A 24,417-nucleotide genomic window follows, 5' to 3' on the forward strand; every position below is an offset into this window, starting at 1 on the left:
CAATATTCTATAATTATTACTTCATTTTATGCCTTGGCAATCCGATTTCATGAGACTGCGGATAAGGCTTTCTATAAGTCATGCTTACATCTTCTCTGATCTGCCTGTGGATATCATACTGTTTTTCTTTATCATACGCATACCTTGGATCAGGAATCATGGGCATCTTTGCCATTTTATGAATGGTAACGGTAGGAAAATGAAAATCGACTTCTACGGTCCCCAGAAGCAAATAGCACCCGCCCCCCTGAAAATCATATTGTTTCAGGCTATCCGGAAAATGGGCCGTGTCGAAATAATCTCCGTTCACATCAATCCAGGTCCCAAAATACATGGTCCCTTTCTTTGTAGGGACATGCTTCCTTGAAATCAGGTAAGCCAGCATTTTAACCTGCTGTTTGTGAAACGTCAATAAATCTTTTACAAAAACAGAACCTCTATATGAGGTCTGTAAAAGATCAAAAGGACTGCATGAAACGGGAAAACCTATGAGTTCAATTTCATCAAAAGCATCTTCAAAGTGTTCCCGTTTTAATTCAGGCAGTTTAAACTCCTGAACGGGTTCTTCAATCAGCATAAGTCCTCTGTTTTCAGGCTTAAAATTGATCAACAGAATTCTTGCCTCTACAAGCAGTTCATTTTTAGGTTTTCCTGTAAATCGGAATGCTCCTATAAAAATCAGGATCTGTACAGTTTCAATACCAATGGGAATACGTCTTATAAAATTCTCCAAAGAGGTATATATTCCGTTAGTTTCCCGTTCTTCAACAATACCGTGAGCGATTCTTGTTTCTAACCCTTCCAGAAGCATTAAACCAAGGTAAATATCTGTTCCTTTCAATGTTGTTTGATACTCACTGCTATTAATACAGGGAACCTGAATATTTCCACCAGACATTTTTGCTTCATGAATATAGACTTCAGTCCGGTAAAATCCACCCTGGTTATTAATCACGGAAACCATAAACTCCAAAGGATAGTATACCTTTAAATACAAACTCTGATAACTTTCTACCGCATATGATGCTGAATGGGCCTTGCAAAAAGAATATCCTGCGAAAGATTCAATCTGCCGGTATGCTTCAGCTGTCATTATTTCTGAATGTCCTTTTTCTTTACAGGATGCAAAAAATTGGTTTTTACTTCCTGAAGTTTTTTAATGGATCTTCCTTTCCCACTCATCGCTCTTCGTAAAATATCACCATCAGCCAGAGATAGTCCTCCAAAATGCTGGGCAATCTTCAGAACATCTTCTTGATACACCATAATTCCATAAGTTTCCTTCAGATGTTCTTCAAATACCGGATGAAAATATTCAAACTGGTCGGGATGATTATGCCTGAAAATATATTCCCGCATCATTCCGCTTTGTGCCACTCCGGGCCTGATGATAGAGGAAGCTGCTACCAGTGTTCTATAATTATCACATTTCAATCTTCTTAAAAGACCGCGCATGGCAGGAGATTCGATATAGAAACATCCGATAGTTCTTCCTATGGCCAGATATTCATTGGTCTTTTCTTCATCTTTTGACAAAGACGTATCCCGGATATCCACTGCAATTCCTTTGGTTTTCTTAACAAGAGCTACTGTATCATTAATAGTTCCTAAACCTCTTTGGGAAAGAATATCAAACTTCTCCAACCCTATATCTTCCGCCACATTCATATCAAACTGAACAATCGGAAATCCTTTGGGGGGCATTTCGAGGGCTGTATAGTGGGTAATAGGATCTTCAGAAATCAAAATCCCACACGAATGCATACTTCTCTGATTGGGAAATTTCTCGAGTAGTTTACCATATTTCTGTATCATCTGAACAACTTGGTTTTGGTCATGGGTTTCCATGGGTTTTGTCGCCAGCTCATCCAGCTCTTCCTTAGGAAGTCCAAACACTTTTCCCACTTCCCGGAAAATTGACTTGTATTTAAATTCCACATTTGTTCCGCAGAAGGCAACATGTTCTTTGCCATATCTGTCAAAAATATATTCCAATATAGCATCTCTGTTCTGCCAGCTCCAGTCGATATCAAAATCAGGTGGAGATTTTCGGTTAAGATTTAAAAAACGTTCAAAATACAGGTCAAGCTCCAATGGACAGATGTCTGTTATTCCCAAACAGTAACTTACAATAGAATTTGCTCCACTCCCTCTTCCTACATGCATAAACCCCATGCTGTTGCTGTAGCGGATAATATCCCAGGTTATAAGAAAGTAGGAACAGAAATTAAGTTCATCAATTACTTTCAATTCTTTTTCCACCCTTTTTCTGGCCACTTCATGATCGTTTCCATATCTTTTTTCCAATCCTGAATACGCCAATCTCTTAAGTAATTTTACATCATTGGCTTTTGATTTTGTATAAAACTGCTTATTCTTTACCTTTTTAAAATCAAATTCAAAACTGCATTCTGCTAAAATTTTCTTTGTGTTTTTAAGGATCTGGGGATATCTTTCAAATACTTCCGCTATAGACTGTTCATTAATAAAATATTCTGATTTTCTGCAAACTTCTCTTTTGGTCAGTTTTGACAATAAGGTATTATGGTCAATGGCTCTGAGAATTTTGTGTAATTCATATTCTTCATTCGTTCTGAAGGTAACAGGATGCAGTACAACCATTTTGGAAATCAGTTTTTGATATTCAGGTCTTATTAGAAAATTCAATTCTTCTATTCTGACTCCTATCCACTCATTTTCCTTCAACTCAGCAGGAATATTACTCATAGGATAGATTACAAATACATTTTCAAATCCCGGCGCAACTTCTGAGAGTTCTTTCTCCTCACAGTTATGCTCAGTAATAACAGTATTCACTTCACCTATCCCTGAAAACTCTTTAGCAATAGCAATATAAAGGAGTTTACCTTCATTTCGAACCTCAATTCCTGCAATAGGTTTAATACCAACCCTTTCACATTCTTTTTTAAAATCATAAATTCCGGTAATAGTATTGATATCTGCCAGCACCAGTTCTGTAATATCTAACTCATGAGCCTGTTTCACCAATTCTTCTATGGATAAGGTTCCATAGCGAAGACTGTGAAAAGAATGACAATTTAAAAACATTGTTGAAAGTTTAAAGTTCTATTTTTCAAAATTAAAACCTGAAGCTCTGCCCAGGGCTCCCATTCCAAAGCGATTCTTCAGGTAATCCATGGTCTGATATAAATTCATCTGCTGTTCTGTATCTTCAAACAGATTCATCTGATGGTTCCCATGAACAAGTCCTGTAAATCGCAGTCCTACGAGACGAAGCCGCATTCTTCTGGTATATACTTTATTGAATAATTCCAAAGCCACTCTTGATAAGGTATGATCTGCAGAAGTGTAAGAAACCTTACATTGTTTGGTTTCCGTATCAAAATTGGCATAACGGATTTTTACAACCACTGTTGAGGTCAGCCATTTTTCCTGTCTTAGCTGATAAGCCAGCTGTTCCGCCATTCCGGATATCAGCCTTTTCAGTTCTGCCACATCCATCGTATCATTGGTAAAGGTCCTTTCCGTAGAAATGGATTTTCTTTCTGAATAAGGTACTACAGGGTTCTCGTCAATCCCATTGGCTTTTTTCCACAGTTCTTTTCCGTTTACACCGATCATTTGCTGTAAAACCAGAACAGGCATTTCAGATAGGGTATGTATGGTACGAATTCCAATTCTTGATAATAACTGAAACGTTTTGTCTCCAACCATCGGAATCTTTTTAATAGAGAGTGGATTTAAAAAAGGTCTGATCTCCAAATCTTTGATTTCCAGTCTGCCGACAGGCTTTGATTCTCCCGTCCCTATTTTTGAAACGGTCTTATTAGCTGACAAAGCAAAACTGATAGGAAGTCCTGCTTCCTTAGTAACAGCGGATGCAATTTCTTTTGTCCACTGATAACATCCGAAAAATTTGTCCATTCCTGAAAGATCCAGATAAAATTCATCAATGCTCGCCTTTTCCATTACCGGAACTTTTTCCTGAATAATTTCAGTCACCGTATGAGATAAATTGGAATACAGTTCATGGTCTCCCCGAATGACTTTTGCATCCGGACATAACCTGAGTGCCATTCGAATGGGCATAGCAGATCGCACTCCGAATTTTCTTGCTTCATAGGAGCATGACGCTACCACTCCACGGTCACCACCTCCTATAATCAGAGGAATTCCGTTAAGCTTAGAATTATTACGCCTCTCACAGGATACAAAGAATGTATCCAGATCCATATGTACAATCGACCGGTTCATGTTACAAAATTAGATACATATTGTATCTTTTTAACTATATTTGCAGATACAATTTGTATCAATGTCAATTTTTTCAGATAATATCAGGTTTTTAAGAACTCAGAAAAAAATATCCCAGCAGGAACTTGCGGATAAAATTATGCTGAGCAGAGTCCGGTATTCAAAATATGAAGATGGACGTTCAGAAGCTCCTTATGAAATATTGATCAGAATTTCAAAGTATTTCAATTTAAGTATTGATCTGCTCCTCACCGTTGATATCCGAAAGTATCCATTGGAGGATATATTGAAACTTCCGGATAATAGAATTGTCCTACCTGTTGTTGTGGATCAATTAGGAAATAACAGCATTGAAATCATCCCACAAAAAGCATCAATGGGCTATTTATCCGGCTACAGTGATCCGGAGTATATTGAAGGACTGCAAAGAATCTCACTACCTTTTTTAACAAATGGAAAATATCGGGCTTTTCCGGCCTATGGAGATTCCATGCCTCCTTTCAAGGATGGATCTTACATTATCGGCAAATATGTTGAAAATATAGACGATCTGAAACCTGATAAAAGCTACATATTTGTGACCCTCAATGATGGGATTTCTTACAAGAGACTCACTGCCCGGCAAAGTAAATCTATTACTGTAGCGGCAGATAATCCGTTCTATGAAACTTATGATATTCCCTTAGAAGAAATTGTTGAAGTCTGGCAGTATGCTTCAGGAATATTTCCGGAGGATTTTGAACCCAGCAATGCAAATCATAACGTAACAGATATGTTTCTGGAACTGCGAAAAGATATTCAGAGATTAGAAAATATTGCTTTTAATACCAACAAACGATCTTATAAAAAAAGTCTATAAGTGGGATATTGTTAATACAATTATTTAGAGAAGCCTAGATTGAACCAGTCTCGGTTTATTCAATTCAGAAGAATTTTATCAATTTCCATTTCAATGGTGTTTTAGTCAATTTGTATAGGAATAATAACAGTACTGTTGCCTGGCATAGAGATAAAGAAAGCAAGTACGGTAAGCGTCCGGTTATTGCTTCAGTAAGCCTAGGACAAACTAGAAATTTCGATTTCAAAAATATAAAAACTTCTTTATTTTCACATTTAAACATTTTCAAGTTTAAAATAATGGTATTTGGCACTTAAGAGAATTAACTCTCACAAAAAAGCATTTGAAAAAAAACCAAATAATTTTAATAACAATAAAAGCCCTGGATTTACAGGGCTTTGTATTTATAATTCTACATGGTATGCTAAGTAAAAGATTTTTAAATAATTAGAAATTAAAATATCTACATAGCCATTTATGTATTTTGAATAATTTCGATTAACTCAGTATATGAATTTTCTTTTTCACCTTTAATAATCTTACCTGTATCATACTCTTCTATAATAACATTATACTTACCGGTTTTATCATAATTAAAAGTTGAAACATATATTAAATTACTTCCTACTTGAATTCCTATTGCAGTCGTATCTGCATCCCAAAAGTCAACAATTTTAAACTCAGGTAATGATTCATTTTCTATTTTACTAAGAAGCTTATTTATTTCTTGATCTTTATTTTCCATTATTTTAAAAATCTATTATCTGTTAATAATTTTCTGACTGTAGTATCACCACTCTTTAAAGCCTCTTTAACTGTACTTTCCAAATATTCTTCTGGAAAAACTTCTTTTATTCCACCTTGCCTATGGGCCGAAATAAACTCTTGTACAGTTAAGTCAGCATTCTCTAATATGCTTTTTGAAGTTGGACTAGTTGCATTTAATTTAAGACTTTTTGCCAATTTTAAAAATTTGCCATCTCCAGCTCCCATTCTAACAACTTTTCCAAATTTGCCTTTCTTTGTGTTTATGAGCAAAATTGCAGTTGCAGCAATCATTTCTCTACCATTCTCACTATCACCAATTGATTGGATTGAATTAGATAAAAGACTTGGTATATCCATAATTAACTTTCCTACACCTTTTATATCACCCAACATGCTTTTACCATAACCATATTTACTTCTAAGCCAAGCATTTTCTTCCGGTGTGTTTGGTCTGATTGGTGCTAGAAAAGATAATGTTTCTTGGATATTTATTTTAGAAATTACATCAGCTGTTTTTTGTGTAATTTTTTTAATACCCGTCACTACAACTCCCTCAATTTCAATAGGTTTATTAGCGCCACCTCTTTCATTTGGATTAATTTCAGTCTTCTTATCATTACCAGGTCCTGTTTCAAATCTTTCCCCAATCATACCCGTAGGATCTATAAAACTAATGGAATTATTAAAAGCATACGAGTACGGACTATATTGAAACTGTAATTCACTTAATGGATCCTGTATCCCAAATTTTCCTAAATCAGGCATATAGAATCTCGCACCATAATCATACATTCCTGTCTCTTGCAATTCCTTGCCATTGTACTTGTAGCTATATAATCCCCCAAAATTAGAACTACTAAACATACCTGAAATATGGTTTAGTCCAAAAGGATAATAGTTATTGGTATCCGTAACTTCAAGAACGCCTTCACTGTTTTTAGTAAAACTCACTCTTGCATTTCCTAAGTGATCTTTATACTGGTAAATATAACGGTTTTCTGTGAAACTGTAAAAACCTTCTGCTGTAGGTACAAAATCAAGCTTCCATGTTGGGGGATCTCCCAGATCAGGAAAGGTTTTGCTGATGCTTCCGTAAGCCTGTTCTTCAAAAGCAGATTCTGTACGACAGGTTATACATATTCCCCCACCTTCTCTATAAGAATACTGAAATCCATCCAGATAATCAGTCATAGTGGTTCTTGTATTTCCTCTAGCAGGTCTGGTGGAATAGATTTTTCTCAGCTTTGTTCCATCTGCACGGTATAAATATCCAATATTAGCACTAGATTGTTGCCCAACAATGATAGGATCCGGATGGCTCGTTACAAATGCATTGGGAAGATTAAGATGATTATAAACAATAGAATTAATCCCTTTATCTTTCATAGTGGTCATATTCCCATTCACATCATAATCTATCATATTATTACCACCCTCATATCCTGTATCATTCATCGCAGATTCTATGACCTGATTCAGACGGTTTCCTGTGTATTTATACTCAAGGTCATCTACCAAAGCTGATGTTTGTCCTGATACAGGAATGGCTTTTCTTTTCAGGGTATTGATATTCCCGTTCAGATCATAGGTAAGGTATTCATCAAAATTACCATTCCCGGGATTCGTAGCATTGGGTTCTGAGTAGAAACCGTTTTTTAAACGGTTCAGACCATCATATTCATAATTGTATCTTTTAAATACATCTTCTGATGAGTTTTTCCAATCTATCTCTGCAATATTCCCATTAAACCTGCCTGGTGATTTTATAGAAATTTCAGGATTGTTATATCTGATCTCGTATCCAAATAATTTTCCCCCAAGATTTTTAGGATCATTGATCTTAGTCATCCAGCCACGGATATTGTATTTATAATCCATCTGCTGAAGGGGTGATCCTAAAGCAATACCCCCTACTTTTTTAGATTCCAATTGGGAGATTTCATTATAGGTATTCTGGGTAAGAATTTCTACAGGGTTACTATCTACCTGATGTCTGTGGACCAGCAGTCTGTTCTGATGGTCATATTCAAAGGTTTCTGTAATGACTCTTTCGGTATCGGTTACCAGTCGTTTATGTCTTGTGATAACAGTTTTAGCAGCTCCTGCAAAATCCAGTTTAGATTCTATTCTACTATAGCCTCCCAGATGGTTAATAGAATGAATTCCTACCACTCTGCCTTTAGTGTCATAATAAGTGTAATTCTTTGTCCAGTTATCATCTTCAATATTCTTGACCATACTCATCACAGGTAAGCCTTTGGTACTCTTTCCGTCCTGTGAAATAGCTTCTGTTAAAGTATCTGCTCCCTGAATTACTGATGGGAAAGGGGGATTAAAACTATATCCTGGATAGGTATCATAATAATTGACACTGAGCACTTTAAAATTGGTAGTAGGATAAGCTTTATCTGTAGAATAAAAAAAATCCATTCCACTATTATTCCAACTCGAATTACTTCTTATTTCATTATTTGATCCATGTCCTTCTACGACATTCGCTTGTTGAATACGTCCTGCAGGGCTTTCTAATATTCCTGTATAAATTGATCTTGAAAACTGGTCGTATTTGGTAAACAACCATTGTCCCTTCGCTCTTAGGTTAGCATCCTGAGTCAAAACCAGCCTATCAGCTTTATCATATACCATATATTCCCAACCTTTGCCAGGAACTTTCTTTTCTACCATTCGGTTTTTCCCATCATATTTATACTGATAACAAATAGTATCTAAAGTAGTTTGGTCTGTTGACGGTAAAACAGAAGCTATGGGAGGAATTACAAAAGCAAGTTGGTCATAATCATTATAAACATAGTAAGTATCAGCGTTTTCTGTTGCACTTATTACTTTTCTCACTAATAAAACCTGCCCTTTGCCGTTTTTAAATTCGATGGTTTTGTTGCCGTCTTCATCGGTAACGATATTTTTATACAGCTGGCCACCACCATAAGTTCCTGGTAAAGTAATACTGGATTCAAAGGTTGAATAATTAAAAGTAGCCACATATTTTTTTACTTCACCGTCAATATTGGCTGCATAATCAAATTTTACAGGCTTACTGTTCCAGTCATTACCTACTTGAATCTGTTGTTGAATCCTATCCAAAGGGGAGTTTTCCAAGATCTTCTCATAATAGATTTTTTCTGAGCCATAAGGGGTATTGGCTGCATTGGATAACGGATTGGGAACAATAGCTCCGTTTAAGCTTCCTCCCTGGGGAACTGGCAGATAATCTTTAACCTGTCTTCCAAACTGGTCATATTCAATATGGATGACCATATCTCTTCCCAGCGGTGATGCTTTTACATTAACTACCTGCTTGGGTCTTCCCAAACCGTCAAAATACTGAACCGTTTCTGAGGTTTTTGAAGGTGTAGTTCCATTATAATCCAGATAGGTTTTGGTCTGGATATAGTTTTCTCCCTGGGTAAGCTGGGCATATACTGAATGGCTCAGCACAATGCCTATGGGAATTATGAGTTTTTTCATCAGTTGTTAGTTTTTGTAGTTATATTTCATTTCCTTTAATATGTTTCCGTTAGCATCCACTACTTTTTCTAGTCTATTAGCTGAATCATAGAGATAGCTTTCTCTTATTCCGGATGGTGGAGTGATACTTCTTACTCCAATTAAGGGATCATAAGTATAAGTAGAGACCTGGTAGGTAGCTAAACTATTTCTGAATGTATTTAAAGCAGATAAAAAGGTTGTTTCATCAGCATTAGGAGTCAACAAAGCATCTGTATTGGAAGCATTGACAATCGAATCTATCAATGACTGCCCAATGTTCTCCAGTTTTGCATTTTCAATCTTGGCAATTGGTTGAGTTTTGTTATATCCCCAGATGATAACGGTTGAAACACCGTCTTTCGTGGTATATTGTAATATATTACCTTTATCATCATATTGATCATAGCTCACTTCTACTGACCCATAATTAGTATCAGGTAAAGTAATCATAGGCTGCGAAATAACATTTTTTTCTTCCGTATAATACAGTTTTTTTCTAGGTCTCGTTATGTTATATATATCATTATTTTGAGTAAACTCATAAAGAGTTTGAGTTCTATTTAAAAATTTATTATTCTTATAATTAGAGACAACTAATGGAATACCTAGAAGATCTTTAGAGAAAAAGTTAACTAAAAATGCATAAGGAGGAACCATACTAGCAGGATGATTAGGACTTCCATGTAAAATATCATTAGTATATTGGTATTTAGTTTCATAAATATCTCCTGATGAATACTCGGTTTTTTCTTTAGTAAGGTTTAAGTGAATGTTATTATCATACAAATATTCTGTAGTAGTTTTTATAGGAGCATTATTAAAAAAATCCGTCACTGTCTTCTTTTTAATGGACGAAGAATTCATATATTTTTTGTACCCCTGCACCCATGCTCCTGACAGATGATTAAAACTCACATAATTATTATTGTCCTTTGTGTTATTAGGGTTATAGTCTATATTATCATTATAAGTGAATTCAGTCTTATTCAGCGGATTTGTTGAACCTTCCGAATAAATAGTTTTAGTTTTCAATTTACCCCTTAAGATGGTTCGATCAATTCCATATAAGTTTTTAAAATTTTTATATAAATTCAATGGTGAAGGAGAGCCCATATTGTTATATTCTCTAAGATTACCTGCATCCGGGGTCATAATATCCGGATAATCCACATAACTTGTAAAGTCGTATTCTGTAATACCTTTTCCTGCATCAATCTCATAAACTTTTTGATATCCTATATTATAACTGTCTAATGAATTTTGCTGTACATTGGAGCTTGACCTGATCATTAGCTTTTGATAGGATGTAGGAGTATTAAATTCAATATAGTAAATATATCTAGGCCAGTTCATAAGTATTCCGGATGACGTTGTCCCATTTAAAGTATTAGTATACCGATATTCCTTGTTATTGATTATTCCACCGTTTTCTGAATAATCATATTGTTTTTTAATTCTTGCTCCTCCTATTGCTCCTCCATTATTCATCAGAATAGGAAGAAATGCACTTGCTGATGTTCTTTCTACCCTCTGTCCATAATAAGGTGCCTCATACTCGAAAACAGAATAACCTTTAGTTGGATAAATTATTTTGCTCAGTAAGCCCACATTATATTTTTGAACATTAGGATCTCTAAATGTATTATTTAGTGTATAGTCTCCAGTAATAGCATTATAGGTATCATAAGGCGCCAGGTTCTGGTTGTTATCATTTCCATTCCAGTATCCCCAATGATCAATTCCCTTGGTAACGTATCTGGGTAAATTATCTGTATTGTAATATTCAAAACCATATACTTTATTACTTACAGGATTCGTTATGTTCTTAAGAAAAGGTCTTCTATTCGTTCCTCCAAGGTCCTCATAAGTAAACACATTATTTTGTATTAGATGGTTATTATCTAAAAGCTGAATATTGTCTATTACATATTCATTAAACAGAAGCGCTGATGAACTGCCTTCATAATGCTTGATAGGATATCCGACATCCTTATAATTGATCTTTATCTGATGAGTTCCGTAAGTAATACTTTCTAAAAGTGAGCGTTTTGTCAGCACAAAATTTTCACTGAGATTTGAGGTGCTGCTTATCGCTGAACCACAGCCAACCCAACCACCTGGGCAGTTTTGCCAGTCATCAATTCGTGCTCCATCCTGATAGTATCCTTCAAAATTCATCAATTTAGAGTTGGCCATTACATTGGATGACGAAGTGGCAAGACTGCAAAAAGTACTGTTTAACGTATCTTGAACATATCCAAAGGTAACAGTCTGCCCATTCGTAAACTCAACCTTTGAAAGACTGAAAGAACTGATATAAGGAAAACCTTTAAACCAATTGTTCTTACTCATACCCGGCTGTGGTAGTGAGTAACTGATTTCATACTTTGAAAAATCACCTCCGAAGTAATACTTATTACCCTGTCCATCAGTAACAACAATAGTCTGATTGGGTGGTTTACAAAATTCTTTACCACCATAGGATACCATACCCGACAAATCTACTTTAATATTCGGATCTTCTGATTCTACCAATACATTACCATCATTACCAATAACAAACTTTCCGCTTAACCCCATTGCGTTAAAGTTAAAAATATCAGGTTCTCCCTCATAGCCATTCTCAACCGTTCCAAGTCGCCAATCTAATCCTGTAATACCACCGGCACCGCTATTCAGGTCATAGACCTGTGCATTGCTATAAGCGTTCAAACGTACACCAGTAAGAAAGCCGTGAAAATCTACTCCCGAATCAAATGGGCTTGACCCCATCCAAGTTGGATTACCTTGATATTCATCCGGAATTCTGTTTAAAGTCCTTGTAATTCTACCCCCGGCAAGCATGGACCAACCCATTCCTGCAAAATCAGATTTCTTATGCGGTAAAAAACCAGATGAATCATATGAAACGAAAACATCAATATTCTTTCCTCCACTGGTTGGAATAGAATAGATTGGAACCTTAAGATCCAAAGTTCCTGTGTATAAATTAATAGGGACATTTCCATGCTTTTCAAAAGCATAGGATTGTGGTGATTTTATCTGAATTTTGTCTTGTAGTTGTTGTGAGAAAGTTAAAGACGTTATCAGCAATGATAACGATATATATATTTTATTCATCCGTATTTACTTTTTAATTAGTTTTGCATTCGCTGTTTTGTTATTATCCGTTTTTATAGTCACCAAATAAGCTCCCTGTATTAAAGCCTGGGTATTAATTTTGGTCACGCTGTTCTTGGTTTTCAGGTTCTGAAGCTGTCTTCCACTCATATCATACAGCATAATATCGGCTTCTTTGAAATCAAAGCCAATTTCTATATAGGCATAGTCTGAAACTGGGTTCGGATAGATCTTGATGTCATATTTTTCAATCAGATCATTCACCTGCTTATCTCCCAGCTTTACAATCTTCCAGTTCTCTTTTCCCAGTTCTTTAGCACTGGTTCCGGCTAATACAATAGAACCATCTTTATTTAATTTTACATCTGAAAGTCGTTCTTCTTTTTGTCGGGATTCTCCTGCTACATGCTTTCGCCACTGTTCATTTCCGTTGCCATCTAAATACAGCATCCAGAAGGTTTCATCATCTTTTTCTATTCTTCCTTCGGCCTGAGTGTAACCACCTAATAAAATTCCTTTTGAGGATTTGCCATCTGCAGAATGAATCACGCTTGCTCCCATCAGAATATCACGATTCTTGAAATTGTAGGATTTCTGCCATTGCTCATCACCTCTTTCATTAAGGGCAATTAACCACAAATCTGTTCCTTCTTCAACACCTACGGTTTTGTTTCCAGATCTTTCGGAGCGGGATTCACCACCGATGAGATAACCGTTTGAAGTTAAAGCCAGGGTTCTGATATGATCGTCTCCCTTCCCTCCAAAGTTCTTTTCCCATTCTACTTTTCCGGTTTTGTCCAGTTTGATGATCCAGTAATCACCTTCTCCAAAATTTTCTGTGGATTTTGCGGTGCGGGATGCGGGATTCGCGGTACGAGGATCAGATGGTGATACATTCCCACGAGGGTTATCCCCAGATCCAGAAACACGAACCTCGGAACTCCTTGAATAGATTCCCAATAAGGCTCCGCCATCTTTTGTCGGAATCATTTTCTCCACTTCATCCAACCCTTTTCCACCTAAGACAAGTTGTGAAAGTTCTTTTCCATCTTTGTCGAGTCTGGTGATCCATACATCTTTGGAACCATAACCTTTAGATGAGTTCTGTACATTTCCGGCTACAAAAAAGCCTAAATCTGTACTTTGAATCACTGCTCTTGCTTCTTCATCGGAACTCGTTCCTAAGGTTTTCTGCCATAACTCATCTCCAAACTCATTAATTCTGATCAGCCAGATATCTGATCCGCCTTTAGAGTCTTCCTTTTTATCCAGCCCTTTTCCAGAATACGATGTTCCAGCCAATAGAAACCCACCATCCTGAGTAGATACTGTAGCAGAGAGATAATCATGGTTATTTCCTGAGAAATACTTTTCCCAGGCTTCTTCTCCCTGTTGGTTCAGTTTAACCAGGTGGAAATCGTAACCGTTATTCTGCCTGCTTCCCTGTTGGAGTTTATCACTCTGTATTGAGCTTCCTGTGATCAAATACTGCTGATCTATTGTTGTAGTGACCTGACTTAGAAAATCCTGAGTTGAGGATTTGATATCTTTTTGCCAGAGAACTTCCTGAGCAGATAGCCCAAGAGTGGTGCATACGATATATGCACAGAGATAGATTTTTTTCATTCCCCTGTTGTTTGAGTTAGTAATTAGCTTTTAAATTTTGTTCAAATTTAGTTTTTTTTGTCTGAACAAGTCATATTAATGTGATTTAATATAAAATATTTATAAACTTGAGGATATTTCATTGCACTTTTAAGATACTATATGATCTTGTAAGAATCTAACACTTAAATAAATATTACAAACCCACGTATTAAGGATTAAAATAGCATGTACAATAGTTAGCTAATTAAAAAAATGTATCTAAGAAGTTTGTCAAGAAAATTCTCATCTTTATTTATTATATTATTCGAATAAATTGAAATAACAAATACAAATCCAGACAATCCAGACCAAATTATTCCGTTCACTGCCACTTTCAATTTATCTTATCCTTCTACCCTACCTTCGATGTTAAATAAATATTTAGCATCATGGAAGACATTCAAAACACTCAAAATCAAGATCCTTCTTTAATCAACATTCTATTGGTTTTAAACCCCAAAACCAACAAGATTGAAGCTGTAAAAACAATAGATGAAAAAGGAGACCTGAAAACAGTACCTAACACTCAAAAGAATCAGAATCAATTTCTAAAGATTGATAAGCAGGGCGATTTATTCTCCAACTTTTTCTCCAATTTTTTGAGTCAGCTCAAAGATCCTACTTTGTTCAACTTTTTTAAATCGCCACTCAAAGAATCAGAAAAAATTGGAAAACAGATCCAACACCACCTTACTCATCCCAGTACTGAGGGTGAAGAATTTCTAAATACCCACAAAATATTAACCCCAAAAACCAATACGATGAGTACAAACCCTTTATCAGAAAAAGAATATCAGTATTCCGCTGATCAAATCGACTGGAATATGATGTCAAAATTCGGATTAACTCAAGAGAAATTAGAAAAAGAAAATGCCTTAGATCCTATGTTAAAAGGATTTAAAACCAATGGACTCGTTCCTGTTACCATCAATCTCGGAACAGCCCTTACAAGAATGGATGCCCGGCTTTCACTGAATACCAATGATGAGGGTGATGTGGTCATCAATATTCATGGAATAAGAAAAGAACCCAATTTCAATTTTAAGTTTCTGGGTCATGAGTTTACCGCAGAAGACAAGAAAAATTTAATGGAAAATGGCAATATGGGACGCGTTGTGGATCTTATCAATCCAAAAAACGATGAAATTATTCCTTCCGTTATCAGCAGAGATAGGCTGACAAATGAACTGGTTGCTTACAAAGTTGAGAATATAAAAATTCCCAATGAAATTAAAGGCATCAAATTAAATGAAGAACAAAAGCAAACACTGATAGAAGGCCAGGCATTATATCTTGAAGGTATGATCTCTACCAAAGGAGAGCCTTTTAATGCACGTGTTCAGTTTAATGCTGATAAAAAATATGTGGAATTTCTGTTCGATCATAAAGAGCATCAGCAACAATCTCATTCGGAAGTTCCAAGAACATTCAGAGGTAAGGACTTAAACGAGGAACAGTATGAGAAATTTAAAAGAGGACAAACCATCTATCTGGATGAACTGCTGGATAAAAAAGGTCAGCCTTATCAGGGCTATATTACCCTTAATCAAGAAACAGGAAAAGTTGATTTCTCCTTTCAAAACCCAAACAAAGTGAGAGAGCAGACAAAACCTACGGAGGGATACAAAACCCAAACTGCGGTTAATTCGGAAGGTAGGACCAATGAAACCACTAAGAATGTAAAAGAGCCATTACTGAAAGGACAACAATCCCCTAAAGATAACAATCAGCAGGATAAACCTCAGTCTCGCACAAGAAGACGAACCATTTAATATAAACTTCAAAAATAATCAATATGAAAGTAATATTAGCAGAAAAGCCCAGTGTTGCCAGAGAAATAGCGATGGTTTTAGGAGCAACTGAAAAAAATAATGGATATTTAACAGGTAATGGCTATGCCGTTACCTGGTCTTTTGGTCATTTATTGGCATTGGCTATGCCTGAAGATTACGGTATTTCAAACTTTAGTCAACAGGCATTACCTATTCTACCCGCACCTTTCAAATTAACCATCAGAAAAGTAAAAAAAGGCAGACAGTTTATAGTGGATCCGGAAGCATCCAAACAACTGAAAATCATGGGAAGACTATTTGCTGTATGCGACAGTATTATTGTGGCAACAGATGCAGGAAGAGAAGGAGAACTTATCTTTCGGTATATCTATGAATACCTGCATTGCAAAAAACCGTTTGAAAGGCTATGGATCAGTTCCTTAACGGAAAAAGCCATTAAAAACGGATTTCAAAATTTAAAACCGGGAGGTCAATATGAGGGATTGTTCCATGCGGGTCAGTGCAGAAGCAGAGCTGACTGGTTACTAGGAATTAATACCACTCAGGCCTTGACGGTAGCCGCAGGGAATGGATTATATTCATTGGGAAGAGTTCAGACTCCGACACTGGGTTTAATCTGCAAACGTTATCAGGCGCACAAAGAATTCATCAGCCAGAAATACTGGCAGATTGAACTTCGCCATCAAAAGGACTTTATTGAATTCAATAGTCTTGGAAAACTAAAATTCACAGAAAGAAAACAAGCTGAAGATATTGTAAAATCATTGGAAAGAAGCCCCACAACAGCAAAAATTACTTCTATTGATGTAAAGACGGTAAAAGAGCAGGCTCCTCTCCTATTTGATTTGACAAGCCTACAGAAAGAGGCAAACAAAAGATTAAATTTCAGTGCAGAGGAAACGCTAAATATTACTCAAAGTCTCTATGAGAATAAATTTATTACCTATCCTCGAACGGGAAGTCAATACATCCCGGAAGATCTGTGGCCGGAAATACCTGATCTTATAAGGATTCTTCAGGAAAAAGAGCCTTATAAAAATGCAGCGGGTTCACTTCCTTGGGGAAACTTTAATAAAAGAATTGTCAATGATGTGAAAGTTACTGATCATTATGGATTGCTCACTACTGAAAAAATTCCTTCAGCACTAACGGCAAAAGAAAATGCTATTTATGAGTTGATAGCTTTCCGATTATTGGAGGCTGTTTCACAACCTTGCATTAAAGAAATTACAGACATTAATTTACAGGTGCTTCATTTCGATTTTGCAGCCCAAGGATGTAAAATCTTACAAAAAGGCTGGCGTAATATCACCGGTAATTCTTCAAATGATTTTGAGGATGTTCAGGAGTTTCCAGAGTTCAGAGAAGGTGAAGAGCTCAAAATTAAAGAGATTATTATTCTTGAAAAGAAAACCCAAGCTCCCAGTCTTTATACTGAAGGAAGTCTATTGTCTGCAATGGAAAATGCAGGGAAAGGTGTTGAAGAAGCAGAACAGCGAAAAATATTAAAAAATATAGGTATTGGTACACCTGCCACACGGGCATCTATTATTGAAACATTGATTCATCGGGATTATATCAAAAGAGAAAATAAATCACTTATCCCAACGGATAAAGGATTAAAAGTATATGATCTGGTAAAAGATAAAAAAATAGCCGATGTTTCCTTGACTGCAGAATGGGAATTAGAAATGCAATGTATAGAAAATAATGAATGTAATGCATCCGAATTTCAAAAGCAAATCGAAAATTATACAACATCTGTCACCAAGGAATTACTGCAGATCCACATTGAACAGCCACATATTCCCAAGATTATATGCCCAAAATGCAAAACGCAGCATTTGGTTATTCATGAACATATTGTGAAGTGTCCTGATACTCGTTGCAATTGGTTGCTGTTTAGAAATATCTGCAGTATCCAAATCTCATTAAATGACATCGAAAGACTCGTTAACACAGGTAAAACATCATTAATAAAAGGAATGAAAAGTAAATCAGGAAAAATTTTTAACGCTCATATTATACTGAATGACAAAGCTGAAGTCTCATTTGAATTTGAAAAAAGCCAATAGGTCAGTAATTTTCACTCTATTTAAACGAAGCAAACTGTATTTACAATACAACTTATAGATGATATGAATTGTAAAAAACTTATTTGCAGTAGATTTGCATCTGATTCTCATGTTTAATTTGAGTTTTCATGGTTATTAGTTTTTATCCCCGGTATTCGGGGATTTTTGCTTTATTCTTTTGGGATTAAATGCTTTAACTCAGGATCAGTTTTAATACGCTCAATTTCATTTTCAATAATCCTCATAACATCCTGCTTAACATTTTTATAATTCTCTTCAATCATTGACGTGAACCGGTCTTCTCCATTTTCATCTACAAATGATAAAATCTCCGGTATCCTCTGATAAGATTTAGCTTCCTCAGCTACTTTCTCATTATCCACTACAATTTCTGCATGAAACATCTTCTGTTCAATCCTTTCATCAAAATTATCAGATACAGCTCCTACAAACATTCCCTGGCTTAATGTTGAAATTTTAGAAGCCGGTATCAGACTATCCAGCTGGGTGGATATAGAAGTGGATGTATCGTTTCTGTTGATGGTCATACTTTGTCTTTTCTGCAGGACTTTTCCAAAACGTTCTGAAAGATTTTTAGCTGTGTCTCCCACCACCTGACCACTGAATATATTCCCCACTGTATTCTGAATCACTTTACTTTCTTTATCTCCATAATCTCTTGCCAGCTGGGAAAAATCCTGAAAACCCAGACATATTGCTACTTTATTACTTCTTGCAGTTGCAATCAGATTGTCCAATCCCCGGAAGTAAATCGTGGGTAATTCATCAATAATCACTGAACTTTTCAGTTGCCCTTTTTTATTGATAAGTTTTACGATTCTTGAATTATAGAGCCCCAACGCTGCTGAATAGATATTCTGCCGATCCGGGTTATTACCCACACATAATATCTTCGGTTCTTTCGGGTTGTTGATATCCAAAGAAAAATCATCGCCGGTCATCACCCAGTATAGCTGAGGAGATATCATTCGTGACAAAGGAATCTTAGCAGAAGCGATTTGCCCCTGAAGCTGGTCCTGTGCACCACCCTGCCATGCGTCCATGAAAGGAGAAAGATAATTCTCAAGATCAGTATAAGAAGTTAGAATCGTGAAAACTTCAGAGTATTTTTTATTGAGCAGTTCAATGGCATGAGGAAAAGTACAGTATTTGCCATTTTCATATATTTTCAGAAACCAGATAATAGCAGCTAAAAGAATAATGGGAGATTCCACGAAGAAGTCCCCTTGTTTTTGAATCCAGGTTCTGTTTAAATTGAGCATGATGGTATAGGCTGCTTCATAGGCATCTGAAATATCCGTCATAAAATCAGGATTTAAAGGATTGCAACGATGGCTTCTTCGGGGATCATCAAAATTGATAACATAAAATTTTGGTTTTACTTTATATTTATCCTGATGTTTTAAGACATGATTATAAGCAATCGTGGAAAGATCATCAAACTTAAAGTCATAGATATACATGGAGAAACCCTTCTCGATATGCTGTTTAATATAATTATTGACAATAGCATATGACTTTCCTGATCCGGGTGTCCCCACTACAATGGTTGCTCTGAATGGATTGACAATGTTAATCCAACCCTGATTCCATTTCCCTCTGTAGTAGAATTTAGTGGGAAGATTGACAGAATATTCGTTTTCCATCAACCGTGTTTCCTGCATAAAACTTTCATTCTCAGTATTGAATATATCATCCATCAGATTATGCTTTAACAAGCGGCTCATCCATACCCCTGCCATCATGAGGAGAATATATCCTACTGACATTGAAAGTATATATAAAAGGATGCCTGCCCCATTCCATCTCAGCAAAATAGTATTGAAAAAAAACAGTACAATACCGACTGCCAGAAACCCCATAATCTGAGACCAACTTATCTTCTCATCTTTCACTCCTTTTGTTCCCAGGCAACTTAAAGAGAGTAATACAATGGTAAAAACTTTTGTATAAATACTGTAAGAAAACAAACCTGCCGTTTTTTGGAAATTCAGCAGTATTCTGTTAATAACTTCCAATGTCCATCCCTTTTCATAAAAAAAGGGATAACAATACCAGTAATAATGCATCAGTACCATTAAAATACTGACGGCACGCATAAAAGCCATAATTTTAGCTAAGCCCCGTAGATCATCTTCACCCTGCATATCATTTATTTTTAGAGTTAGGATGATGAATTTATCGGGTAACAGAAGTCTGCTTTCTACACTGGCATTGCCCGGCGTTATAAGCAAGCATTTGGCATAGTTCTAAAACCGGTTTTCTCACGGATCATAGCAGTTGTTGACCAAGGAATTTTTTACATTTGTTCTATAACAAAAAATCAATGAAACCTTTACAATCAACATACACTGAATTACTGGACAGCATAGGGTCCGCTATTGAGGTTGCAAGACAAAATGCGGTTAAGGCAGTTAATACTGAGCTGGTGAAAGCCAACTGGGAAATTGGCAGGCATATCGTGGAATATGAGCAGCACGGTGAGGAACGTGCAGAATATGGAAGTAACTTACTGGCAACACTTTCCAAAGACCTTAGGCAGCGTTACGGTAAAGGATTTGGCAGGCGTAATATTTTAGATATGCGCAGATTTTATCTGACTTATCAAAAATGGCAGGCGGTGCCTGCCAAATTAAGCTGGACTCATTTGGTTACTTTGTTGGGTATTTCTGATAATACGGCAAGGAAGTTTTATGAAAAACAGGCCGTACTTGAAAACTGGGGCTATCGCGAACTGGAAAGGCAGATCAACTCTTCCCTTTTTGAAAGACTGGCATTGAGCAAAGATAAAAAAGGAGTATTGCAACTGGCGGAAAAAGGTCATATCGTAACCGATTCTACAGAGGCTATAAAAGATCCTTATATACTGGACTTTCTAAAATTACCTCAAAGTCATCGTGTTACCGAAAAAGCACTGGAGCAGAAGATTATTGATAACCTGCAGATGTTTCTTTTAGAACTGGGAAAAGGTTTTACATTTGTAGGAAGACAGTATAAGATATCACTTCGCAACAGGCATTTTTATATTGATCTTGTATTCTATCATCGTATCTTAAAGTGTTTTATATTGATCGATTTAAAAATAAAACAGGTCGAGCATAATGATATAGGACAAATGAATTTATATCTGAACTATTTTAAGTCTGAAGAAAATGTAGTGGATGATAATGAACCTATAGGAATTATCCTTTCTGCAGAAAAAGATGAAGTATTGGTGGAATATGCAACAGGTGGTATTTCTAATAAAATATTTGTTTCCAAATATCAGTTGTATTTACCTGACAAAAAAGAATTACAGCAAAAAGTACAGGCAATTATGCAAAAAGAAGGTTAGGTGCAAGAGGCCATCAGACTATCTTTTTCTTTTCTTTTTCCGCTTCCGCATTTGCTGTGAAAAAAACTGTTCTTCATAGTCTTCTCCCTGCACTGTTGGCAACAATCCGGGAAATGAGTCCATTGATTCGGTGTCACGTAAATCATCATTGTCATCATTTAAAAATCCAAATAAGGGATTAAGTTGAAGGGGTAAAAATTGATTTATTGAGAGTGATTTCGCTTCTGCCTGTATTGCATCACAGGGTTTATTTAAATGCTCCTGGTTCTTCCATAAATCACTAAAAACAGCAGCGGAATATCCTTTTCCCAAATTTGAACCATTCCATACTGTTTGGGTGTTATGATCGATAAATGTGATTCCATAGATACGTCCACCTTCATTTCTGCGGATTACTGTATTAACACCCACAGACTTTAATTTCTCAACAAAATCTTTTTCATGAAGACTCACTTTGAGGGCATTATCAATCCAGCCCTTTATTTCAGTTTTATTCGATTGAAGAATAGATTCTTTACTTTTTAAAAAATGAGATTCCAGTGCAGGTAAGAGTGCTCCCCTTCCAATCCTTGAAGCTTTATAGGGATTTCCAATCTTATGTTTGTTTTTATCCAATGCAAAATATACCAAACCCCGCTGTGGCTTTCCATGCAATTCACCTTCAATTTTTTCAACCGCTATATTAAATATTGAAAGCAGAGCATTGTACTCTCCAAGAGTTTTAAAAGAATATACATCAGCTATATTCCGGATCACAGAGGCTATCTGATGTTTAATATTTCCTCTCTGATAATCAACAGGTTTGAAAACTAAATTATTTTTAAAATTCTTTCGTTTTGCGGCTGGCCATAAATTATAAGTATTTTCGAGTTGTCTGCATATATTCATCGACCGCCTTTTCTCAAATTGATCTGATATTTTCCTGCCATTTTCATCAACACATACTGAAACAATATGAATATGGGTACGATCGATATCAGTGTGTTTAAACACCATATAGGGCTGCTCTTCATACCCTATCCCATTCATATAGTCTTCTGCTATCTTTACAAATACTTCATCACTTACTTTATCATTCGGATCGGGATTAAGCGATATATGTAAAGTATGCTTTTCCGTCTTTAGATTGGAAGCCAGATAAGGATCGAAAGATCTCATTAGTTGGGGTATTGTATACATCCCATCTGAAGATTCCACCATTTTGTTCATCAACAAAATTTGTCCCTGTCCCTTTTCCACCTTATGATGATTATAGGCTAAGGCACTATATAAATTACTGCTTCTACCAATTTTTGCAATCATCGGATTATTATTTTTCAACATTTCCATTATTAAACGTATTAGCCAATTCGATTATTTTCCGGCATAACACTGAAAGTTCAGCGGTATGTTTCTCCAGCTTATACAAAAATGCAGCAGCTTTTTTCTCGGTAAAATGGGTATATAATAATTTAACTACCTGATTGTAATTTACGCCCACTGCTCTGAACTGGGAATAAAAGGAAGTCAGCCTCATATAGAAATCAACTGTTCCTTTATCTATTTTTACTGTTTTTATTTCTTTTGAAAACAATACGGATGTTATAAATTTAGCTTTATTATCCATCCCGGACGCTTCAAATAAAGACAGAAATTTGCTATTGTCTTCTTCATTCAACCGAAAAACATAACGGTGAACACATGGGTCTGCTTTTGGTTTTCGCCCTCCTTTATTTCTATAATTATTTTTATGATCATTCATTAGGTATCCATTTAAAATTATAAACCTCGACTTCGGAGAGTGTTTCAAAGCTCCCGGCAGGGCAAGTTGTTTTGAGGCACAAAAAACAGTTATGAGGCACTCAAAACACAACTTGCCGTGTTCCGGTGGACACCCTATTTACCGCATTAAAAAAACTATCGTAACAAGCGACAATATATTTCAGATGTTGTACTAAACAGCCAACTCTCTCTAAAAAATCAATACAACAATGTAAACAGAAACAACCAGATATATACAATTCTACCCCCTTCCAATTGCTGCCAAATAATACCAGCAATTACCTGAAAATCCACACTCGTTTTGAAGATTATTTCCTTTACAGCAACATATAAAGTTGATGATAAAACGGGTAAATCATAAAAATGTAAAGTTTTAAAACTATAAAAGCGCAAAAGCAGAAAAGCAGTTACAGATATGCCCTGTAAAAATGATGTAAATGTATACATCTTTAGATATTTAAGATAATATAGGAGTACCCCGATATATAAATCAACCTATACAGATTCTTACCAATATGAATTATAAAACAACAATAAATACATGCATCATGAAAGCAACAAAAAAAACTTTAAAAGTTAGTTTCTCCACTCAAAAAGGAGGTGTGGGAAAATCGACAATTACGACATTAATTGCCAGCGTAATGCATTACCGATTGGGATATAATGTTTTAATCATGGATTGTGATTTTCCACAATACAGTGTAAGCAATATGCGGGAACGTGATAAAAAAGCAATCATGTTGAATGAGTACCATAAAAAGGCTGCTATGAAACAATTCCAACTGATTAGCAAAAAAGCATATCCTATCATACGCTGTAAGGCTGAAAATGCAATAGAGGAATCAATCCAATATAGTAACCAAACTACTATAGTCCCGGACATTATCTTTTTTGATCTGCCTGGTACCGCCAATACCAAAGGGGTTCTGACAACCTTGAAATTCATGGATTTTATTTTTGCCCCAATGACTGCTGACCGTTTAGTTGTAGAAAGTACATTAGGATTTACCAAGGCTTTTATGGCTCTTCCTTCCGGTGAGCATGATCTTACAAAACAAGCGTTGTGGTTATTCTGGAATCAGATTGATGGCCGGGAAAAGACTGGGTTATACGAGATCTACGAAAAAGCGATTGTGACTCTTCAGATGAATATAATGAATACGCGAATCATGGACAGTAAACGATTTCGTAAGGAATCCGATCACATCGGAAATAATATTTTCAGATCAACACTGTTACCAGCAGAATATCCGCTTTTAAAAGCGACAAGAATGGATCTATTTATTGAAGAGTTTCTAAGAATCACAAATCTATAAA

The 24,417-nt window shown here is 35.9% G+C and carries 14 protein-coding genes and 1 pseudogene; 6 read left to right on the plus strand and 9 right to left on the minus strand.

All coding sequences use genetic code 11. The annotated features are described in order from the left end of the window. Positions 1-16: 16 nt before the first annotated feature. Together BOQ64_RS00995 and dinB are read right to left on the minus strand one after the other, a co-directional pair. Positions 17-3,069 (minus strand): annotated as a pseudogene (locus BOQ64_RS00995) (DNA polymerase III subunit alpha). A gap of 18 nt (positions 3,070-3,087) precedes the next feature. Then, positions 3,088-4,236, minus strand: coding sequence for a DNA polymerase IV (dinB, locus tag BOQ64_RS01000; RefSeq protein ID WP_129056796.1), 1,149 nt, complete (start codon positions 4,234-4,236; stop codon positions 3,088-3,090). 61 nt (positions 4,237-4,297) lie between these two features. On the opposite strand from dinB, the gene BOQ64_RS01005 reads away from it, so the two are divergent. Together BOQ64_RS01005 and BOQ64_RS01010 are read left to right on the plus strand one after the other, a co-directional pair. Next, positions 4,298-5,095, plus strand: a complete 798-nt coding sequence (locus BOQ64_RS01005; protein WP_129056794.1) for an XRE family transcriptional regulator — start codon at positions 4,298-4,300, stop codon at positions 5,093-5,095. Positions 5,096-5,172: 77 nt separating this feature from the next. Beyond that, positions 5,173-5,391 (plus strand): alpha-ketoglutarate-dependent dioxygenase AlkB, encoded by a 219-nt coding sequence (locus tag BOQ64_RS01010; RefSeq protein ID WP_228448188.1) that lies wholly within the window; start codon positions 5,173-5,175, stop codon positions 5,389-5,391. 158 nt (positions 5,392-5,549) lie between these two features. On the opposite strand, the gene BOQ64_RS01015 is transcribed toward BOQ64_RS01010, so the two are convergent. Genes BOQ64_RS01015 through BOQ64_RS01030 form a run of 4 tightly spaced genes read right to left on the minus strand, consistent with a single transcriptional unit; the run spans position 5,550 to position 14,095 of the window. Then, complete coding sequence (locus BOQ64_RS01015) at positions 5,550-5,819, minus strand: hypothetical protein (RefSeq protein WP_129056792.1); 270 nt, start codon at positions 5,817-5,819, stop codon at positions 5,550-5,552. After that, positions 5,819-9,328 (minus strand): DUF6443 domain-containing protein, encoded by a 3,510-nt coding sequence (locus tag BOQ64_RS01020; RefSeq protein WP_129056791.1) that lies wholly within the window; start codon positions 9,326-9,328, stop codon positions 5,819-5,821. Before BOQ64_RS01020 ends, BOQ64_RS01015 begins: the two co-directional genes overlap by 1 nt. 6 nt (positions 9,329-9,334) lie before the next feature. After that, on the minus strand, positions 9,335-12,469 hold the full coding sequence (locus tag BOQ64_RS01025) for a hypothetical protein (RefSeq protein WP_129056789.1): 3,135 nt from the start codon (positions 12,467-12,469) through the stop codon (positions 9,335-9,337). Between the two features lie 6 nt (positions 12,470-12,475). After that, the gene (locus BOQ64_RS01030; protein ID WP_129056787.1) at positions 12,476-14,095 is read right to left on the minus strand and encodes a T9SS type A sorting domain-containing protein; all 1,620 of its coding nucleotides are present in this window, start codon (positions 14,093-14,095) and stop codon (positions 12,476-12,478) included. Between the two features lie 410 nt (positions 14,096-14,505). Between BOQ64_RS01030 and BOQ64_RS01035 the strand changes: the two genes are divergently transcribed. Beyond that, positions 14,506-15,888, plus strand: coding sequence for a DUF3945 domain-containing protein (locus BOQ64_RS01035; RefSeq protein WP_129056785.1), 1,383 nt, complete (start codon positions 14,506-14,508; stop codon positions 15,886-15,888). 23 nt (positions 15,889-15,911) lie between these two features. Then, positions 15,912-17,984 carry a type IA DNA topoisomerase gene (locus BOQ64_RS01040; RefSeq protein WP_129056783.1) on the plus strand — a complete coding sequence of 691 codons (2,073 nt, stop codon included), beginning with the start codon at positions 15,912-15,914 and terminating at the stop codon, positions 17,982-17,984. 170 nt (positions 17,985-18,154) lie between these two features. On the opposite strand, the gene mobC is transcribed toward BOQ64_RS01040, so the two are convergent. Next, complete coding sequence (mobC, locus tag BOQ64_RS01045) at positions 18,155-20,152, minus strand: conjugal transfer protein MobC (RefSeq protein WP_129059610.1); 1,998 nt, start codon at positions 20,150-20,152, stop codon at positions 18,155-18,157. 179 nt (positions 20,153-20,331) lie between these two features. On the opposite strand from mobC, the gene BOQ64_RS01050 reads away from it, so the two are divergent. Continuing rightward, positions 20,332-21,339 carry a YhcG family protein gene (locus tag BOQ64_RS01050; protein ID WP_129056781.1) on the plus strand — a complete coding sequence of 336 codons (1,008 nt, stop codon included), beginning with the start codon at positions 20,332-20,334 and terminating at the stop codon, positions 21,337-21,339. Between the two features lie 18 nt (positions 21,340-21,357). On the opposite strand, the gene mobB is transcribed toward BOQ64_RS01050, so the two are convergent. Together mobB and mobA are read right to left on the minus strand one after the other, a co-directional pair. Beyond that, positions 21,358-22,668 carry a conjugal transfer protein MobB gene (gene mobB / locus BOQ64_RS01055; protein WP_317127581.1) on the minus strand — a complete coding sequence of 437 codons (1,311 nt, stop codon included), beginning with the start codon at positions 22,666-22,668 and terminating at the stop codon, positions 21,358-21,360. Continuing rightward, complete coding sequence (mobA, locus tag BOQ64_RS01060) at positions 22,649-23,080, minus strand: conjugal transfer protein MobA (protein ID WP_129056777.1); 432 nt, start codon at positions 23,078-23,080, stop codon at positions 22,649-22,651. The genes mobB and mobA overlap by 20 nt, the downstream gene beginning before the upstream one ends. A 568-nt stretch (positions 23,081-23,648) precedes the next feature. Between mobA and BOQ64_RS01065 the strand changes: the two genes are divergently transcribed. After that, on the plus strand, positions 23,649-24,416 hold the full coding sequence (locus BOQ64_RS01065) for a ParA family protein (RefSeq protein ID WP_129056775.1): 768 nt from the start codon (positions 23,649-23,651) through the stop codon (positions 24,414-24,416). Position 24,417 lies beyond the last annotated feature (1 nt).

The sequence above is a fragment of the Chryseobacterium sp. CH25 genome (assembly GCF_004119455.1).
Taxonomy (GTDB): Bacteria; Bacteroidota; Bacteroidia; order Flavobacteriales; family Weeksellaceae; genus Chryseobacterium.

Coding starts and splice junctions, on each gene's coding strand:
- dinB (WP_129056796.1), bottom strand. CDS start 4,236: ATGAACCGGTCGATTGTACATATGGATCTGGATACATTCTTTGTATCC.
- BOQ64_RS01005 (WP_129056794.1), top strand. CDS start 4,298: ATGTCAATTTTTTCAGATAATATCAGGTTTTTAAGAACTCAGAAAAAA.
- BOQ64_RS01015 (WP_129056792.1), bottom strand. CDS start 5,819: ATGGAAAATAAAGATCAAGAAATAAATAAGCTTCTTAGTAAAATAGAA.
- BOQ64_RS01020 (WP_129056791.1), bottom strand. CDS start 9,328: ATGAAAAAACTCATAATTCCCATAGGCATTGTGCTGAGCCATTCAGTA.
- BOQ64_RS01025 (WP_129056789.1), bottom strand. CDS start 12,469: ATGAATAAAATATATATATCGTTATCATTGCTGATAACGTCTTTAACT.
- BOQ64_RS01030 (WP_129056787.1), bottom strand. CDS start 14,095: ATGAAAAAAATCTATCTCTGTGCATATATCGTATGCACCACTCTTGGG.
- BOQ64_RS01035 (WP_129056785.1), top strand. CDS start 14,506: ATGGAAGACATTCAAAACACTCAAAATCAAGATCCTTCTTTAATCAAC.
- BOQ64_RS01040 (WP_129056783.1), top strand. CDS start 15,912: ATGAAAGTAATATTAGCAGAAAAGCCCAGTGTTGCCAGAGAAATAGCG.
- mobC (WP_129059610.1), bottom strand. CDS start 20,152: ATGCAGGGTGAAGATGATCTACGGGGCTTAGCTAAAATTATGGCTTTT.
- BOQ64_RS01050 (WP_129056781.1), top strand. CDS start 20,332: ATGAAACCTTTACAATCAACATACACTGAATTACTGGACAGCATAGGG.
- mobB (WP_317127581.1), bottom strand. CDS start 22,668: ATGGAAATGTTGAAAAATAATAATCCGATGATTGCAAAAATTGGTAGA.
- mobA (WP_129056777.1), bottom strand. CDS start 23,080: ATGAATGATCATAAAAATAATTATAGAAATAAAGGAGGGCGAAAACCA.
- BOQ64_RS01065 (WP_129056775.1), top strand. CDS start 23,649: ATGAAAGCAACAAAAAAAACTTTAAAAGTTAGTTTCTCCACTCAAAAA.